Origin of the sequence: Agromyces soli (assembly GCF_022811605.1) — a bacterium.
Classification (GTDB): Bacteria; Actinomycetota; Actinomycetes; order Actinomycetales; family Microbacteriaceae; genus Agromyces; species Agromyces soli.
In genome coordinates, this window is the sequence record NZ_CP094533.1 from 2,741,006 (window position 1) to 2,756,531 (window position 15,526).

The 15,526-nt window shown below is 71.5% G+C and carries 13 protein-coding genes and 2 tRNA genes; 9 read left to right on the forward strand and 6 right to left on the reverse strand.

The window, feature by feature from the left end; all coding sequences use genetic code 11:
- Positions 1–47 precede the first annotated feature (47 nt).
- The 5 genes from MTP13_RS13140 to pepN form a co-directional block, all read right to left on the reverse strand.
- On the reverse strand, positions 48–755 hold the full coding sequence (locus MTP13_RS13140; RefSeq protein ID WP_243568184.1) for a response regulator: 708 nt from the start codon (positions 753–755) through the stop codon (positions 48–50).
- Complete coding sequence (locus MTP13_RS13145) at positions 752–2,071, reverse strand: sensor histidine kinase (protein WP_243568185.1); 1,320 nt, start codon at positions 2,069–2,071, stop codon at positions 752–754. Before MTP13_RS13145 ends, MTP13_RS13140 begins: the two co-directional genes overlap by 4 nt.
- Positions 2,072–2,081: 10 nt before the next feature.
- Complete coding sequence (locus MTP13_RS13150; RefSeq protein ID WP_243568186.1) at positions 2,082–2,945, reverse strand: ABC transporter permease subunit; 864 nt, start codon at positions 2,943–2,945, stop codon at positions 2,082–2,084.
- Entirely contained in the window at positions 2,942–3,853 is a 912-nt protein-coding gene (locus MTP13_RS13155) for an ABC transporter ATP-binding protein (protein WP_243568187.1), read from the reverse strand. Before MTP13_RS13155 ends, MTP13_RS13150 begins: the two co-directional genes overlap by 4 nt.
- 74 nt (positions 3,854–3,927) lie before the next feature.
- Entirely contained in the window at positions 3,928–6,477 is a 2,550-nt protein-coding gene (pepN, locus tag MTP13_RS13160) for an aminopeptidase N (RefSeq protein WP_243568188.1), read from the reverse strand.
- 127 nt (positions 6,478–6,604) lie between these two features.
- On the opposite strand from pepN, the gene MTP13_RS13165 reads away from it, so the two are divergent.
- From MTP13_RS13165 to MTP13_RS13190, 6 genes are all read left to right on the forward strand, one after another.
- Complete coding sequence (locus MTP13_RS13165) at positions 6,605–7,591, forward strand: DUF2332 domain-containing protein (protein ID WP_243568189.1); 987 nt, start codon at positions 6,605–6,607, stop codon at positions 7,589–7,591.
- Between the two features lie 10 nt (positions 7,592–7,601).
- The gene (locus MTP13_RS13170) at positions 7,602–8,114 is read left to right on the forward strand and encodes a ribose-5-phosphate isomerase (protein ID WP_243568190.1); all 513 of its coding nucleotides are present in this window, start codon (positions 7,602–7,604) and stop codon (positions 8,112–8,114) included.
- Positions 8,115–8,123: 9 nt separating this feature from the next.
- Complete coding sequence (locus tag MTP13_RS13175; protein WP_243568191.1) at positions 8,124–9,128, forward strand: Fpg/Nei family DNA glycosylase; 1,005 nt, start codon at positions 8,124–8,126, stop codon at positions 9,126–9,128.
- 95 nt (positions 9,129–9,223) lie between these two features.
- Entirely contained in the window at positions 9,224–10,783 is a 1,560-nt protein-coding gene (locus MTP13_RS13180; protein ID WP_243568192.1) for a multicopper oxidase family protein, read from the forward strand.
- Positions 10,770–12,254, forward strand: a complete 1,485-nt coding sequence (locus MTP13_RS13185) for a sensor histidine kinase (RefSeq protein WP_243568193.1) — start codon at positions 10,770–10,772, stop codon at positions 12,252–12,254. Before MTP13_RS13180 ends, MTP13_RS13185 begins: the two co-directional genes overlap by 14 nt.
- Positions 12,255–12,290: 36 nt before the next feature.
- Complete coding sequence (locus tag MTP13_RS13190; RefSeq protein WP_243568194.1) at positions 12,291–12,953, forward strand: response regulator transcription factor; 663 nt, start codon at positions 12,291–12,293, stop codon at positions 12,951–12,953.
- Between the two features lie 81 nt (positions 12,954–13,034).
- On the opposite strand, the gene MTP13_RS13195 is transcribed toward MTP13_RS13190, so the two are convergent.
- Positions 13,035–13,520, reverse strand: a complete 486-nt coding sequence (locus MTP13_RS13195) for a Dps family protein (RefSeq protein ID WP_243568195.1) — start codon at positions 13,518–13,520, stop codon at positions 13,035–13,037.
- Positions 13,521–13,721: 201 nt separating this feature from the next.
- Between MTP13_RS13195 and MTP13_RS13200 the strand changes: the two genes are divergently transcribed.
- From MTP13_RS13200 to tig, 3 genes are all read left to right on the forward strand, one after another.
- Positions 13,722–13,792 (forward strand) — tRNA-Gly (locus MTP13_RS13200).
- 165 nt (positions 13,793–13,957) lie between these two features.
- Positions 13,958–14,032: transfer RNA gene (locus MTP13_RS13205), tRNA-Pro, on the forward strand.
- Between the two features lie 49 nt (positions 14,033–14,081).
- Entirely contained in the window at positions 14,082–15,491 is a 1,410-nt protein-coding gene (tig, locus tag MTP13_RS13210) for a trigger factor (RefSeq protein ID WP_243568196.1), read from the forward strand.
- Positions 15,492–15,526: the final 35 nt, after the last annotated feature.

Genomic DNA, 15,526 nt, shown 5'->3' on the forward strand with positions numbered 1-15,526 from the left:
CCTGACCGTCGGCTGCCCACCGGGGCGGTCGCCGAGGGGACGGGCGATCAGCCGAGCAGGCCCTGCTCGTAGGCGAGGATCACGAGCTGCACCCGGTCGCGGGCCCCGAGCTTCTGCAGCACCCGGCCGACATGGGTCTTCACCGTCGACTCGGAGAGGAAGAAGCGCTCGGCGAGCTCGGCGTTGTTCAGCCCCTCGGCGATCGCGACGAGGATCTCGCGCTCGCGCGCGGTCAGCGCGTCGAAGCGGTCGGGCTCTGCTCGCCGCGCCGTTCGCCGGCTCGTCGCGTCGTCCGACGCGGGCAGCTCGGCGGCGAAGAGTTCGAGCATGCGCCGGGTCACTCGCGGCGAGAGGGCCGCCTCACCGCTCGCGACCGTGCGGATCGCGGCGACGAGCTCCTGCGGCCGCACGTCCTTCAGGAGGAAGCCGCTCGCGCCCGAACGGATCGCCGCGAAGGCGTACTCGTCGAGGTCGAAGGTGGTGAGCACGACGATCCGGACCTCGGGATGCCGTGCGCTGAGCTCTGCGGTCGCGGCGATGCCGTCCATGCCCGGCATCCGCACGTCCATCAGCAGCACGTCGACGGCCGTCTCGCGCACGAGAGCGAGCGCGGCGAGTCCGTCGCCCGCTTCGCCGACGACCTCGATGCCCGGCTCCGCGTCGAGCACGAGCCGGAAGCCGGTGCGGACGAGGGCCTGGTCGTCGACGATCGCGACCCGTACGGGGGTGCTGGTGGGCAGGGCATCGGTGATCATGCGGTGGTCCCGTCTTCGCGTGGTTCATCGGCGGTCTCGGTGGGGAACGGCTCGGCCGGGGCGACCGGCACGGTCGCCCTGAGCCGCCAGCCGCGAGATCCGCGGGGCCCGGCGTCGAGCGTGCCGCCGTACAGGGCGATGCGCTCCCGCAGCCCGGCGAGTCCGCGCCCGGCGCCGCGGGTCGCCGGGGCGTCGCCCAGCGGAGGCGGTGCGTCGTCCTCGACGCTCACCTCGACCTCGCCGGGACGGTGATCGAGGCGCACCTCCACGTGCTGGGCGTTCCTGCCGTGCCGGAGGGCGTTCGTGAGGCCCTCCTGCACGAGGCGGTAGATCGCGAGCCCGAGCGCCGAGTCGGCTTCCGGCGCACCGCTCGTGGTGAGCCGGACCGGCATGCCCGCCTCGCGGAAGCCGTCGATCAGTTCCGGGATGGCGGACAGACCTGGCTGGGGTGCGAGCTCGGCCGGGCTGCCGCCCGGCTCCCGGAGCACCCCGAGCATGCGGCGCATCTCGCCGAGGGCGCTGCGCCCGGTCTCGGCGACCGAGCGCATCGCCTCCGCGGCGCGCTCGGGGTCGCGGGCCGCCGTCGCGGCCGAGCCGTCGGCGAGCGTCACCATGACGGTGAGCCCGTGCGAAACGATGTCGTGCAGCTCGCGGGCGATGCGGGCCCGTTCGGCGGCCGCGGCGAGCTGCGCCTGCTGGTCGCGCTCCCGCGCGAGGTCGTGCGCACGGGCGATGAGCGCGAGGAGGTAGCGGCGCCGATTGCCGACCGTCACGCCGATGAGGGTGACGATGAGCATGATCGCCGCGTACTGCGAGGAGGTCGCGACCGGGCCACCGAACGGCGATGGAGCCGCCCATGCCTCGAGGTAGGCGCTCAGCGTGGTCACCGCGACGGAGCCGCCGAAGCCGATCCACGCGGCCTTCGTCGAGCGGTACACCCCGAGCGCGTAGAGCGCGTAGAGGATCGGGAACCCGTCGCTCATGCCGAACGGCGCGACCATCAGGCAGACGAACCAGGCGATGCCGGTCAGCAGCCACGGTCGGGTTCTGCGGAACAGCAGCACGGCCGCGCCGCCGATCGCGATGCCGACGACCTGCAGCAGGGTCGCGGCGAGGGGCGGGGTGGGCGAATCCGTGGCGATGACCATCGTGGCGATGAACGTCGGCACGACGTAGAGCGCGGCGAGGATCGAATCGGTGAGCCGCGGATGGCGGGCCCAGAACTGCCGGATGACCCCGGGCGGCTTCGGCAGACGGAGCTCACCCCCGACCGCCGGAACGGGGCGGTCGGGGGTGAGCGGTGACGCGTCCGGCATAGCCAGGACTCTACGCGTCGCGGCGCTTCAGCAGCACGGCGGCGCCGGCGATCGAGACCGCCAGCCAGCCGAGGACCACGAGCAGGCTCTGCCAGGCGTTCGGCCCCGCGAGCGTCGCCGGGTCCGCGCCGATCGTCATGAACATCGTCATCCCGGCCGAGGAGAGGAGGTAGGGCATGACGTCGGCCGCCCACTCCGCGGGGATGAGCCCGAACACCGTCGGCAGGAGCAGGAGGATGCCGAGGACGGCGGCGATGCCGCCGGCGCTGGAGCGGATGATCGTGCCGATGCCGAGGGCGAAGACGGCGACCAACGCGAGGTAGAGCGCCGCGCCGCCGAGCGTGAGGAGCGCGTTCTCCGCGAACAGCGAGACGTGCACCCCGTTGCCGGCGAAGATCGCGGCGGCGATCCCGAAAGCGGCGAGGTTGGTGACGATCGCGACGACGAGGGTCGCGACGAAGAGCACGACCGCCTTGCCCGCGAGGGCGGGCAAGCGCTTCGGCACGGCCGAGAGCGTCGAACGGATCATGCCGGTGGTGTACTCGCCGCTGATGATCAGCACGCCGAGGACGGCGATCACGAGCTGGCCGAAGTAGGTGCCGAAGACTGCCGACTGCAGCACCATGCCGGTCTGTTCGGCGGGCGGGGCGGCGGACACGTCCATGCCGCTCATCCCGTTGGCGAGGCTGAACGACATGAGTACGGCCATGCCGAGCGAGATCGCGACGACGATGAGGTACGACCAGACGGTCGAGCGCAGGCTGCGGAGTTTGATCCACTCCGAGCGGAGGATCCCGCCGAAGCTCAGGCGGGCGGTGTGCGCGAGCCGGGGACCGCCCTGGACGGGGCGGGCATCGGTGGTGGCGGTGGTCATCGGAGGGCCTCCGTGCGGTACTCGACGGCGTCAGCGGTGAGGGCCAGGTAGGCCTCTTCGAGCGACGCGTGCTGCGGGGTGAGTTCATGAATGGCGAGACCGTTGGCGGCCGCCAGGTCGCCGATGCCCGCCGCCTCGAGCCCGGTGACCTCGAGGAGGCCGGCCTCGGAACGGATGATGACGACCTCGGGCGCCGCGAGCAGCTCGGCGAGCTGCGAGGCGTGCGGCGAGCGGACCCGCACGCGGTGGCGGGTGCCGGCGGCGATGATCTCGTCGACGGGGGCGTCGGCGATGATCTCGCCGCGCCCGAGCACGATGAGGTGGTCGGCGGTCTGCGCCATCTCGCTCATCAGATGGGAGGAGAGGAAGACCGTGCGGCCCTCTCCGGCGAGGTGCCGGACGAGCTGACGCACCCAGAGCACGCCTTCGGGGTCGAGGCCGTTCACGGGCTCGTCGAGGATGAGCACGGACGGGTCGCCCAGCATGGCCGCGGCGATGCCCAGCCGTTGACCCATGCCGAGCGAGAAACCGCCGACGCGCTTGCGTGCGACGGATTCCAAGCCCGTGAGCTCGATGACCTCGTGCACGCGGCGCTTGCCGATGCCGTGCGTCGCGGCCATCGCGAGGAGGTGATTCTCGGCGGTGCGCCCGGTGTGCACGGCCTTCGCGTCGAGCAGGGCTCCGACCTCGTGCAGGGGGGCGCGGTGCTCGGCGTAGGGCTTGCCGCCGACCGTGACGCTGCCCGTGTCGGGACGGTCGAGGCCGACGATCATGCGCATGGTGGTCGACTTGCCGGCACCGTTCGGGCCGAGGAAGCCCGTCACCTGCCCGGGGCGCACCTCGAACGACAGATCGTGGACGGCGGTCTTCGCGCCGTAGCGCTTGGTGAGCGCGGTTGCGGTGATCATGCCTCCGACGTTACGGAAGCCGCCCGGTCCGCGCATCGCCCCCGGGAATGGCAGACGGGCGGTGCCAGTGCCGATCAGGCGGCGTCGCGCTCCTGCGCGGCGAGGGCGCGCTCGACGCCGGCGACGTTCTCGATGACGAGGCGGCGCAGCGCCGGCGCGGCGTCGGGGTTCGCCGCGAGCCAGGCGTGGCTGGCCTCGACGAGCTCGGGGTTCGCGAGGGTCGCGGGGTAGAGCAGCTCGACGAGCTTCTCGGCGATGGCGTAGCTGCGCTCGGTCCAGACGCGGCCGATCATGTCGAAGTAGCGCGGCACGAACGGGGTGAGCAGTTCGCGATCGCCGGCGCGGACGAAGCCAGCGGCGGTGGTGCGCACGACCGAGTTCGTCGCGGTGTCGGCCTCGACGATGGAGTCCCAGGCGCGCTGCTTGCCCTCGGGGGTGGGGATCGCGGCGCGGGCGTGCGCCGCGGACTCCTGGCCGGTCGCGGTCTGGTCCTCGGCGAGGCGGGCGTCGATCTCCGCATCGCCGGCACGTCCGGCGGCGACGAGGGCGATGAGCAGCTCCCAGCCGAGGTCGGTGTCGATGTCGAGGCCGTCGAGCGAGCGTTCACCCGCGAAGAGCGCGGCGAGCTCGTCGACGTGGCTGCCGGACTCGGCGAGGGCGGCGAAGGACTTCACGAACTGGAACTGCGCATCGCTGCCGGCCTCCGCCTGCTGCGCGAGTTCCCAGAGCCCGTCGGCCAGGGCACGGCGCGCGTCGGCGCGCCGCTCGGGCGCGACGTAGGAGCTCGCCGCGAGTTGGGCGTTCGCGAGCACGATGCGGAGGGTCGTGGACTCGGTCTCGCTCGCGATGTTGCCGAGCACGAGCTCGAGGTAGTCGCTCGCGCTCGTCTCGCCGTCGCGGGTCGCGTCCCACACGCTCGACCACACCAGGGCACGGGCGAGGGGGTCCTCGATCTTCGAGAGGTTCGCGAGCGCGACGGTCTGGGATGCTTCGTCGAGGCGGATCTTCGCGTAGGCCAGGTCGTCGTCGTTCAGGAGCACGAGGTCCGGGCGGGCGAGGCCGGCCAGCTCGGGCACCTCGGTGCGCTCGCCGTCGACGTCGAGCTCGACCCGGTGCGTGCGCACCAGCTTGTCGCCCTGCAGCTCGTAGAAGCCGATGGCGAGGCGGTGCGGGCGGATCGTGGGGTAGTCGGGGTGCGCCGACTGCAGCACCGCGAACGAGGTGATCACGCCCTCGGCGTCGGTGGTGATCTCGGGGCGGAGGGTGTTGACGCCCGCCGTCTCGAGCCAGAGCTTCGACCAGCCCGACAGGTCGCGGCCGGACGCGGTCTCGAGCTCGGCGAGCAGGTCGGCGAGCGTGGTGTTGCCCCAGGCGTGCTTCTTGAAGTACGCGGACACGCCCGTGAAGAACGCGTCGATGCCGACCCACGCGGCGAGCTGCTTCAGCACCGAGCCGCCCTTGGCGTACGTGATGCCGTCGAAGTTCACCAGCACGTCCTCGAGGTCGCGGATCTCCGCGACGATCGGGTGCGTCGAGGGCAGCTGGTCCTGCCGGTACGCCCAGCTCTTCTCCATCGAGTTGAACGTCGTCCAAGCGTGGTGCCACTCGGTCGCCTCTGCGGTGGCGATGGTGGAGGCCCACTCGGCGAACGACTCGTTCAGCCAGAGGTCGTTCCACCACTTCATCGTGACGAGGTCCCCGAACCACATGTGCGCCAGCTCGTGCAGGATCGTGACGACGCGGCGCTCCTTGATCGCGTCGGTCACCTTCGAACGGAACACGTACACCTCGGTGAAGGTGACCGCGCCCGCGTTCTCCATCGCGCCCGCGTTGTACTCGGGGACGAACAGCTGGTCGTACTTCGCGAAGGGGTACGGCACGTCGAACTTGCCCTCGAAGTAGGCGAAGCCCTGCTTCGTCTTCTCGAAGAGGTAGTCCGCGTCGAGGTACTGCGACAGGCTCTTGCGGCTGAACACGCCGAGCGGGATCACCCGTCCGTCGCTCGAAGTCAGTTCGTCGCGCACCACGTCGTACGGGCCCGCGATGAGCGCCGTGATGTAGCTGGACATGCGCGGGGTGGGCTCGAACGCCCAGGTGGCCGCGCCCTCGCCCGCGGGGACGGGCTCGGGGGTCGGCTGGTTCGAGACGACCTGCCAGTGCGACGGGGCCGTCACGGTGAACCGGAAGGCCGCCTTGAGGTCGGGCTGCTCGAACACCGCGAACATGCGGCGAGAGTCGGGCACCTCGAACTGGGTGTAGAGGTAGACCTCGCCGTCGGCGGGGTCGACGAAGCGGTGCAGGCCTTCGCCGGTGTGCATGTAGCGGCCGTCGGCGACGACGACGAGCTCGTTCTCGGCGGCGAGGTCGGGCAGCTGGATGCGGACGCCGTCGCTGACCTCGGCGGGGTCGAGGGCGACGCCGTTCAGGGTGATCGAGTGCACCTCGGCGGTGATGGCGTCGATGAACGTCGAGGCGCCGGGCGTCGTCGCCTGGAAGCGCACGGTCGTCGTCGAACGGAACACCTCGGGGCCCGTCGTGACGTCGAGGACGACGTCGTAGTCGTGGACCTGGACGAGCGCGGCACGCTCCTCGGCTTCCAGGCGGGTGAGGTTCTCTCCGGGCACGTGCGCTCCTTCGCTTCATCGACGCGGCTCGTGGCCGCAGGCAACGCCGACCAGCCTACTCGCGCGACCGCGCTCGCGCCCGGTCGGAGCGGTTCCGCTCCGGGCGAACCCGACGTAGCGTGGCGGCATGCGCGAGACCATGAATCCGGATGCCTCGACGGCGGCCCGCTACCGGGCGTTCGCCGAGGTCGAGGCGCGCGGGATGTCCGCGACGTACGAGGCCTGGGCGGCCGGCGTCGCCGAGGACCCCCCGACGATCGCCCTCCTCGAAGAACTGCCGGTCGCGAAGCGGCAGCCGAACCTCGTGTTCAGCGCGGCGCGGTTCCAGGGCGCGCCGCTCGGCCCCTACGCCGTGCTGCGGGACTGGCTGCATCGGCACTGGGTCGAGGTCCGTGCGACCGTGCTCGACCACGCCACGCAGACGAATGAGGCCGGGCGCTGCGCGCTGCATCTGCCCGTGCTCGCGGCGCTGTCTGGCCCGCTCGCGCTGCTCGAGGTGGGCGCATCCGCGGGGCTCTGCCTGTATCCGGATCGCTACGGCTACCGCTACGGCGAGCGGCCGCCGCTGCAGCCGGCCGACGGCGCCAGCCGGGTCCTGCTCGAGTGCGAGGCATCCGGCCCCGTCCCCATCCCCGAGCGGCTGCCGGAGGTCGTCTGGCGGGCGGGCATCGATCTCAACCCGCTCGACGTGACCCACGCCGACGACCTCGCCTGGCTCGACGCGCTGATCTGGCCCGAGCACGACGACCGCCGCGCCCGGCTCCGCGAGGCGGCCGCCATCGTCGCCGCCGAGCCGCCTCGTCTGGTCGCGGGCGACCTGGTCGAGGAGCTCGCCCGCCTCGCCGACGAGGCGCCGGCCGGGGCAACGCTCGTCGTGCTGCACACCGCCGTGATCGCCTACCTGGGTGAGGAGGCCAAGCGCCGCTTCGTCGCCGAGGTCGCCCGGCTCGACGGGCACTGGCTCTCGGTCGAGGGACGCAGCGTCGTCCCCGGCATCGTGGCGCGCGAGGACGCGCCGAACGCCTCGAGCGACTTCGTGCTCGCCCTGGACGGGGAGCAGCTCGCGTGGGTGCAGCCGCACGGCCGGGCCATCCGCTGGATCGGCACTCCCTAGAATCGTCACCATGCGCATCCACATCGCGACCGACCACGCCGGCCTCGAGTTCAGCCGGACCCTGCAGGCCCATCTGACGAACGGCGGGCACGAGGTCGTCGACCACGGCCCGGCCGAGTACGACGCGCTCGACGACTACCCCGCGTTCTGCATCAATGCCGCCCTCGGCGTCGCCCGCGACCAGGCGGCCGGCGTGCGCGCCCTCGGCGTCGTCTTCGGCGGCTCCGGCAACGGCGAGCAGATCGCCGCGAACAAGGTGCGCGGCATCCGCGCCGCCCTCGTCTGGAGCATGGACACCGCGCTCCTCGCCCGCGAGCACAACGACGCGAACGTCATCTCCATCGGTGCGCGGCAGCACACGGTCGAAGAGGCCATCCGGTACATCGACGCGTTCATCGCGGAGCCCTTCTCGGGCGATGAGCGCCACGTGCGCCGCATCGCCCAGCTCGCCGAGTACGAGACCACGGGCGACATCGCGGGCAAGGGCGTCGACACCGCCGCCGACTCGGCGCCGGAAGCCTAGGCGCACCGGATGCCAGAGGGCCACTCCGTCCACCGCATCACCCGGCAGTTCGAACGCAACTTCGTCGGGCACCTCGTGCAGGTGTCGAGCCCGCAGGGGCGCTTCGCCGAGGGGGCCGCGCTCCTCGACGGCCGGCGGATGACGGACGCGCGCGCCGTCGGCAAGCAGATGTTCCTCGGCTTCGAGGGCGACCGCTGGCTGCGCGTGCATCTCGGCATCTACGGCGCCTGGGACTTCGCCGGCGACATCCTGCTCGACCCGACGATCGCCTCCGCGAACGGTCGCATGGGGCAGACGAACATGCGCGGCACCTTCCTCGACGGCCCGAACCCCGACGCCGTCGTGCTCGACACCGCCGGCGAGAACTCGCTGACGTCCATCGGGGCGCCGCGGCGCACGCGCCTGCGCATGGCCGAGTCGGAGAAGGAGGGCGACACCGCCTGGTCGTTCCCGCCGGAGCCCGTCGGCCAGGTGCGGGTGCGTCTGCTCACCGACACCGTCTGCGCGGACCTGCGCGGACCGACCGCCTGCGAGGTGCTCGACCCGGCCCAGGTCGAGGCGACCGTGGCGAGGCTCGGCCCCGACCCCCTGCTCGACGATAGCGCGGAGGCCGAGGAGCGCTTCGTGTCGACGGTGCGCCGCAAGCCCACTCCGATCGCCCTGCTGCTCATGGACCAGAACGTCGTCGCCGGTATCGGCAACGTCTACCGCGCGGAGCTGCTCTTCCGTGCGGGCCTGAACCCGCACACCCCGGGCCGGCTCGTGCCCGAGGAGACGGTACGGGAACTCTGGCACGACTGGGGCCGGCTGCTGCGCATCGGCGTCGAGACCGGCCAGATGATGACGATGGACGGCCTCGAGGGCGAGGCCTACCGGGCTGCGATGGCGAACCGCGACGACCGCCACTGGGTGTACAAGCGGGAGGGCCTGCCCTGCCGGGTCTGCGGCACGAACATCGTGCTCGAGGAGCTCGGCGCGCGGAAGCTCTACTGGTGCCCCTCCTGCCAGGCGTGAGCCGGCGTCTCCACTGAGCGGCGGGGGATAACCCCCGCCGCGATCCGGACGGGCGCCGGATGGGCCGGGCGGGCCGCGCTCGAGAGGCTGGAAGCATGCTCGGCACCAGCACTCGACCAGCCAGCCCCTCGCCGCTCCGGCGGCCCCGCGCGACCCTCGTCTCGGGGCTCACCGCGCTGGCGGCCGGCGGGCTCGTGGCGCTCGCCTTCGCGGGCTGCGGCATCGTGACGCCGGGCCCGATCTCGACGATCGGGCGGGTCGACTTCGATCGCCCGCTCGCGATCCCGCCGCTCGCCGCGTCGAGCGTGGACGCCGACGGCACCCGGGTCTTCGCGCTCACCGCGCAGGCCGGCACCACCGACTTCGAGCCCGGCGTGCCGAGCGACACCTGGGGGTTCAACGGCGGCTACCTCGGTCCGACGCTCGTCGCGGACCGCGGCGAACGGGTGCGCGTCGAGGTGCGCAACACGCTCGACGAGCCGACCACGGTGCACTGGCACGGCATGCACCTGCCCGCGGCGATGGACGGCGGCCCGCACCAGATGGTGGCGCCAGGCGGCACGTGGGGGCCCGAGTGGCTCGTCGACCAGCCGGCCGCGACGCTCTGGTACCACCCGCATCCGCACGGCGAGACCGAGACGCACGTGTCGCGGGGGCTGGCCGGACTGTTCCTGCTGCACGACGAGGCCGAGCGCGCCCTCGGGCTCCCGGCCGAGTACGGGATCGACGACGTGCCCGTGATCGTGCAGGACACCGGCTTCAGCGCCGAAGGACGCCGTGAGGCGGCGCAGCGGGGCTACGCCGGTGCACTCGGCGACGAGCTCCTCGTGAACGGCACTCGTTCGCCCTACTTCGAGGCGGGCGACGAGCTCGTGCGGCTGCGGCTCTTGAACGCGTCGACGGCGCGCAGCTACGCCTTCGCCTGGGCCGACGATCGGCCGGTGCGGCTCATCGGGACGGACGGCGGGCTGCTCGACGCGCCGGTGGAGCTGCCGCAGGTGCGGCTCTCGCCGGGCGAGCGGGCCGAGGTGCTCGTGCGCCTCACCCCGGGTGAACGGCTCGTGCTGCAGTCCCGCATGACTCCGGAGATCGCCGGGCTCGTCGGGCCGGTCGCGCAGACGAACGGGGCGGCCGACGGATTCGACGTGCTGGAGCTCCGCGCCGCCGACCACCTGCGACCGGCGGCCGCCGATCCCGCCGCGCTCGTGCCGATGCCGCCGCTCGAGGACGGCGAGGTCGCAGCGGATCGCCGCTTCGTCCTCGACGACAGCTTCGAGATCAACGGCCACGCCATGGATCTCGGCCGTATCGACGAGACCGTCACGGTCGACACGCTCGAACGCTGGACCGTGGTGAACGACACCGCGCTCCCGCACAGTTTCCACGTGCACGACGTGCAGTTCCGGCTGGCCACGGTCGGCGGCGGGCCGCCGCCGCCGGAGCTCGCGGGCTGGAAGGACACGATCTACGTGGAGCCGGAGACCGAGTACGTGCTGCTCGTCCGCTTCGCCGACTACGCCGACCCGGACACGCCGTACATGTACCACTGCCATCTGCTGTGGCACGAGGATCAGGGGATGATGGGGCAGTTCGCCGTCGTCGAACCGGGTCAGCGTGCGACGATTCCCGAGGGGACCGACCATGACCACCACTGATCCGATCACCACTGATCCGATCACCACTGATCCGATCATCACCGCCCCGTCCACCGCCGACACGAATCGCGAGGCCATGAGCACCGAACCGGCCAGCAGCCCGTCCACCACGGCGCCTCCGCCGACGCGCCGGCGCGGCTACGGCGCGCTCTGGGCCTCGGTGCCGAGGGAGCTCGGCTTCCTCATCCTCACCATGCCGATCGCGGTAATCGGGCTCAGCTTCGCCGCGACGGTCTTCTTCACTGGCGTCGGGCTGCTCGCGCTCGTCGTCGGCGTGTTCGTCATGGTCGGCGCGTTCTACGTCGCCCGCGGCTTCGGCACGCTCGAGCTCGTGCGCCTCGAGTGGGCCGGTCGTCCGCGGATCGAACGGCCGGACTGGGCCCGCGACGGGCGTGAGGCGGGGTTCTGGCGGGCGGCCTTCGTGCCGTTCGTCGACGGGCACTACTGGCTGTACGTGCTGCACACGCTCATCATCAATCCGATCGTGAGCATCTTCACGTGGACGGTCACGGTCGTCTGGGTGACGATGGCGCTCGGCGGGACGACGGGCTGGATCTGGCAGCGCTTCATCCCCGAGAGCGACCGCGGCTTCTGGCTGAACGAGTGGCTGCTCGACCGGTTCTTCCCCGGCAACGACTTCGCCTACGACGTGGTCGCGGGGGAGCGGGTGCTCGAGTTCGTCCTCGGCGTCGTGTTCCTCCTCGCCCTGCCGTACGTGTTCCGCGGGCTCACGCTGCTGCACGATGCGGCGGCGCGCGGCCTCCTCGGCGCGTGGCGCTCCGAGGCGCTCGAGGTGGAGGTCGCGCAGCTCGCCGCATCGCGCGGCGCCGCGGTGCAGGCGGAGGATGCCTCGCTGCGACGCCTGGAGCGGGACATCCACGACGGGCCCCAGCAGCGGCTCGTCCGACTGCAGATGGACCTCGCGACGATCGAGCGCCGGATGGAGCGCGATCCGGACGCCGCCCGCGAGCTGATCGGCGAGGCCAGGGAGCAGGCGCGCGAGACGCTCGACGAGCTCCGTGCACTGTCGCGCGGCTTCGCGCCCCCGCTGCTGCAGGACCGGGGCCTCGCGAGCGCACTCGAGTCGCTCGCCTCCCGGAGTCCGGTGCCCGTCGTGTTCGAGAACCTCCTGCCGGAGGGCAGCGGGCTGCCTGCGGCGATCGAACGGAACGCGTACTTCGTCGCCGCCGAACTGCTCACGAACGTCGTCAAGCACTCCGACGCGACGAGCGTGCGGCTGCGGGTCGCTGTGCGCGACGCGGGCCCGGCCGGTCACTGGCTGGACCTCTGGGTGACCGACAACGGCTCGGGCGGCGCGCGTCTGGAGGCGGGCCACGGCCTCGCGGGTCTGCACGAGCGCGTGCTCGGGCTTCGCGGCCAGTTCCTCGTCGACAGCCCGCCCGGGGGTCCGACCATCATCGGCGCGCACATCCCGTTCCTGCCCGAGCCGCCGAGCGTCGACGGCGTCTGAGCCGGGCGGGTCGGCCCGCGCCGCTAGGGTGGGGGCATGCCAGTCCCCGCCCGCGGCCAGCTCCGCGTCGTGCTCGCCGAGGACTCGGTCCTCCTGCGCGAGGGGCTCGTGCGGCTCTTCGACGAGGCCGGCTTCGAGACGGTCGGGTCCTATCCCGACGCCGAGCAACTGCTCGCGGCGGTCGAGATCGATCTTCCCGATGTGGCGGTGCTCGACGTGCGCATGCCGCCGAGCTTCCGCGACGAGGGGGTGCGCGCGGCGATCGAGCTGCGCCGCCGCTATCCCCGGCTCGGGGTGCTGCTGCTCAGCCAATACGTCGAGGGCACCTACGCGCACGAGCTGCTGAGCTCCGGCGACGGTGGCATGGGGTACCTGCTGAAGGACCGCGTCGCCTCGCTCGACGAGCTCGACGACGCCGTGCGGCGCGTGAGCGACGGCGGCACGGTGCTCGACCCGCAGGTGGTCCGCGAGCTGCTGAGCCGTCGGGCCGATCCGCTCGAGAGCCTGACGCCGCGCGAGCGGGAGGTGCTCGAGCTCATGGCCGAGGGGCGCACGAACGGGGGCATCGCCGCGCAGCTGTTCATCGGTGTCGGCGCCGTCGAGAAGAATGTGACGTCGATCTTCCAGAAGCTCGGGCTCGAGGACTCCGGCACCGATCACCGCCGGGTGCTCGCCGTGCTCGCCTGGCTGCAACGCTGAACAACGGCCGGCGCCGAGGCCGCGCACGAGGAGGGGCCGGGATCCTCGCGGATCCCGGCCCCTCCTCGTCGGTGCTCCGGCTCAGCTCACGCTGAGGTGCGCCGAGAGGAACCAACGGTCCTTGTCGAGGCCCTGACGGATCGCGATGGCGATGTCCTGGCTCGACGGGTCGAGCGTCTCGAGCCCCTCGATCGCCGCGTTCACCTTCTCGGTCGCGACGTCGATCTGGGCGATCACGTCGGCGATGGTGTCTTCGGACGGCTTGAAGCCGGACTTGGGGTTCGCGCCCGCGGTCTGCTTGGCGACGGTCGCGAGGCGGGCGTCGATCGGCAGCCCGAGCGCGATCACCCGCTCGGCGGCCTCGTCGGCCCAGCCCTGCGCGTGCTCCACGACGGTGTCGAGGAACTCGTGCACCGGGAGGAAGTTGATCCCGCGGACGTGCCAGTGCGCCTGCTTGCCGTTCACGGCGAGCGTCACGAGCTCGTGCACGATCGGGGTGAAGAACTGGGCCACCCCGGAGGCGACCTCGGCGTTCGCGCCGGTCTTCGGAGCCATGGTGTCGGTCATCTGTTCCGCCTTCCCTTGGTCGATGTCTCCTTCAACGCTACGCAGCTCACGATCTATTTCAAGCAAGGGAAGGCAGGGCTTGCGAAGGGGAGGCGAACCTCACTACGGTCGGATGCCGCGTTCGCGCCGGCGGTGCCCGCGGGCCGTGCACGGCGAGGCCCCGGATGTGCACTACGATCGAACCGTGCCGAGAGGCGCATCGGGGATGTAGCTCAATGGTAGAGCCTCAGTCTTCCAAACTGATTACGCGGGTTCGATTCCCGTCATCCCCTCCGATCCAGCTCCGCTCGGGCCGATTCAGCGCCGTTCGCGCTCGGCCGCGTCGTCGTCCCGGTGTCCTGAGCAGCCCCGCGCCGTGCAGTAGACTTTCTCGGGTCATCCGCGTCCCGGTCTGCTTCGGCATGCCTGCGCGGGTGTCGACGAGTTGAGTAGCGACTCGGGGCGTAGCTCAGCTTGGCTAGAGCGCCCGCTTTGGGAGCGGGAGGTCGCAGGTTCGAATCCTGTCGCCCCGACGAGTCGCCTGGCTCGACACGAACTTCCACACAACAGGAGAACTTCCACATGCCGACCACTTCGGTTGAGAAGCTGAGCCCCACGCGCGCCAAGCTCACCATCACGGTGTCGCCCGAGGAGCTGAAGCCCAGCATCGCCCACGCGTACGAGCACATCGCCGAGCAGATCAACGTGCCCGGGTTCCGCAAGGGCAAGGTGCCGCCGCCCATCGTCGACCAGCGCGTCGGCAAGGCCGCCGTGCTCGAGCACGCCGTCAACGAGGGCCTCGACGGCTTCTACCGCGCCGCTGTCACGGAGCACGAGCTGCGTCCGCTCGGCCGCCCGTCGGCCGACATCGTCGAGTGGCCGAACGAGAAGGACTTCTCGGGCGACCTGCTGCTCGCGATCGAGGTCGACGTCCGTCCCGAGATCGAGCTGCCCGCCTACGACGGCCTCGAGCTCACCGTGGACTCGGTCGAGATCGACGAGAACGAGGTCACCGAGGAGCTCGACCGACTCCGCAGCCGCTTCGGCACGCTGATCACGGTCGACCGCCCGGCGAAGACCGGCGACTTCGTGACCCTCGATCTCGTCGCCGAGATCGACGGCGCCCAGGTCGACACCGCCAACGGCATCTCCTACGAGGTCGGCTCGGGCGAGCTCCTCGCCGGCATCGACGAGGCGCTCGACTCGCTCACCGCGGGCGAGACCACCACGTTCACCTCGAGCCTGCTGGGCGGCGAGCACGAGGGCGCCGACGCCGAGATCACCGTCACCGTCACCGCGGTGAAGGAGCGCGAGCTCCCCGAGGCCGACGACGACTTCGCCCAGATCGCGAGCGAGTTCGACACCATCGCCGAGCTCACCGATTCCCTCAAGGAGCAGGTCGCCCGCAACAAGACCTTCGGTCAGGGCACTCAGGCCCGCGACCTGCTCGTCGACAAGCTCATCGAGCTCGCCGACGTCCCGGTCGCCGACTCGGTCATCGAGGACGAGGTGCACCGCCACCTCGAGTCCGAGAACCGTCTCGAGGACGACGAGCACCGCGCCGAGGTCACCGAGGCGAGCACCAAGTCCTTCAAGTCGCAGATCATCCTCGACAAGATCGCCGAGGTCGAGAACGTCCAGGTCAGCCAGGACGAGCTCACCCAGTACCTCGTGCAGGGTGCCGCCCAGTACGGCATGAACCCGCAGGAGTTCGTGCAGATCCTGAGCGAGCAGGGCCAGATCCCCGCGATGGTCGGCGAGGTCGCCCGCAACAAGGCGCTCGCGATCGCGCTCGGCAAGGCGAAGGTCACCGACGCCGACGGCAAGGCCGTCGACCTCAGCGAGTTCACCGCGGTCGGCGAGGACGAGGCGGAGGCCGAGGAGGCCGAGAAGCCCGCGCCGAAGAAGCGCGCCACGAAGAAGGCGAGCGACGAGGCGGAGGGCGAGAAGCCCGCGCCGAAGAAGCGCGCCGCCAAGAAGTCGGACGCGTAAGCAGCTGATTCCGCGAGCGGGGGTCGGGCCGATGG

Excerpts from the sequence above, each read along its gene's own strand:
- MTP13_RS13140 (WP_243568184.1), bottom strand. The coding sequence starts at position 755 with ATGATCACCGATGCCCTGCCCACCAGCACCCCCGTACGGGTCGCGATC.
- MTP13_RS13145 (WP_243568185.1), bottom strand. The coding sequence starts at position 2,071 with ATGCCGGACGCGTCACCGCTCACCCCCGACCGCCCCGTTCCGGCGGTC.
- MTP13_RS13150 (WP_243568186.1), bottom strand. The coding sequence starts at position 2,945 with ATGACCACCGCCACCACCGATGCCCGCCCCGTCCAGGGCGGTCCCCGG.
- MTP13_RS13155 (WP_243568187.1), bottom strand. The coding sequence starts at position 3,853 with ATGATCACCGCAACCGCGCTCACCAAGCGCTACGGCGCGAAGACCGCC.
- MTP13_RS13165 (WP_243568189.1), top strand. The coding sequence starts at position 6,605 with ATGCGCGAGACCATGAATCCGGATGCCTCGACGGCGGCCCGCTACCGG.
- MTP13_RS13170 (WP_243568190.1), top strand. The coding sequence starts at position 7,602 with ATGCGCATCCACATCGCGACCGACCACGCCGGCCTCGAGTTCAGCCGG.
- MTP13_RS13175 (WP_243568191.1), top strand. The coding sequence starts at position 8,124 with ATGCCAGAGGGCCACTCCGTCCACCGCATCACCCGGCAGTTCGAACGC.
- MTP13_RS13180 (WP_243568192.1), top strand. The coding sequence starts at position 9,224 with ATGCTCGGCACCAGCACTCGACCAGCCAGCCCCTCGCCGCTCCGGCGG.
- MTP13_RS13185 (WP_243568193.1), top strand. The coding sequence starts at position 10,770 with ATGACCACCACTGATCCGATCACCACTGATCCGATCACCACTGATCCG.
- MTP13_RS13190 (WP_243568194.1), top strand. The coding sequence starts at position 12,291 with ATGCCAGTCCCCGCCCGCGGCCAGCTCCGCGTCGTGCTCGCCGAGGAC.
- MTP13_RS13195 (WP_243568195.1), bottom strand. The coding sequence starts at position 13,520 with ATGACCGACACCATGGCTCCGAAGACCGGCGCGAACGCCGAGGTCGCC.
- tig (WP_243568196.1), top strand. The coding sequence starts at position 14,082 with ATGCCGACCACTTCGGTTGAGAAGCTGAGCCCCACGCGCGCCAAGCTC.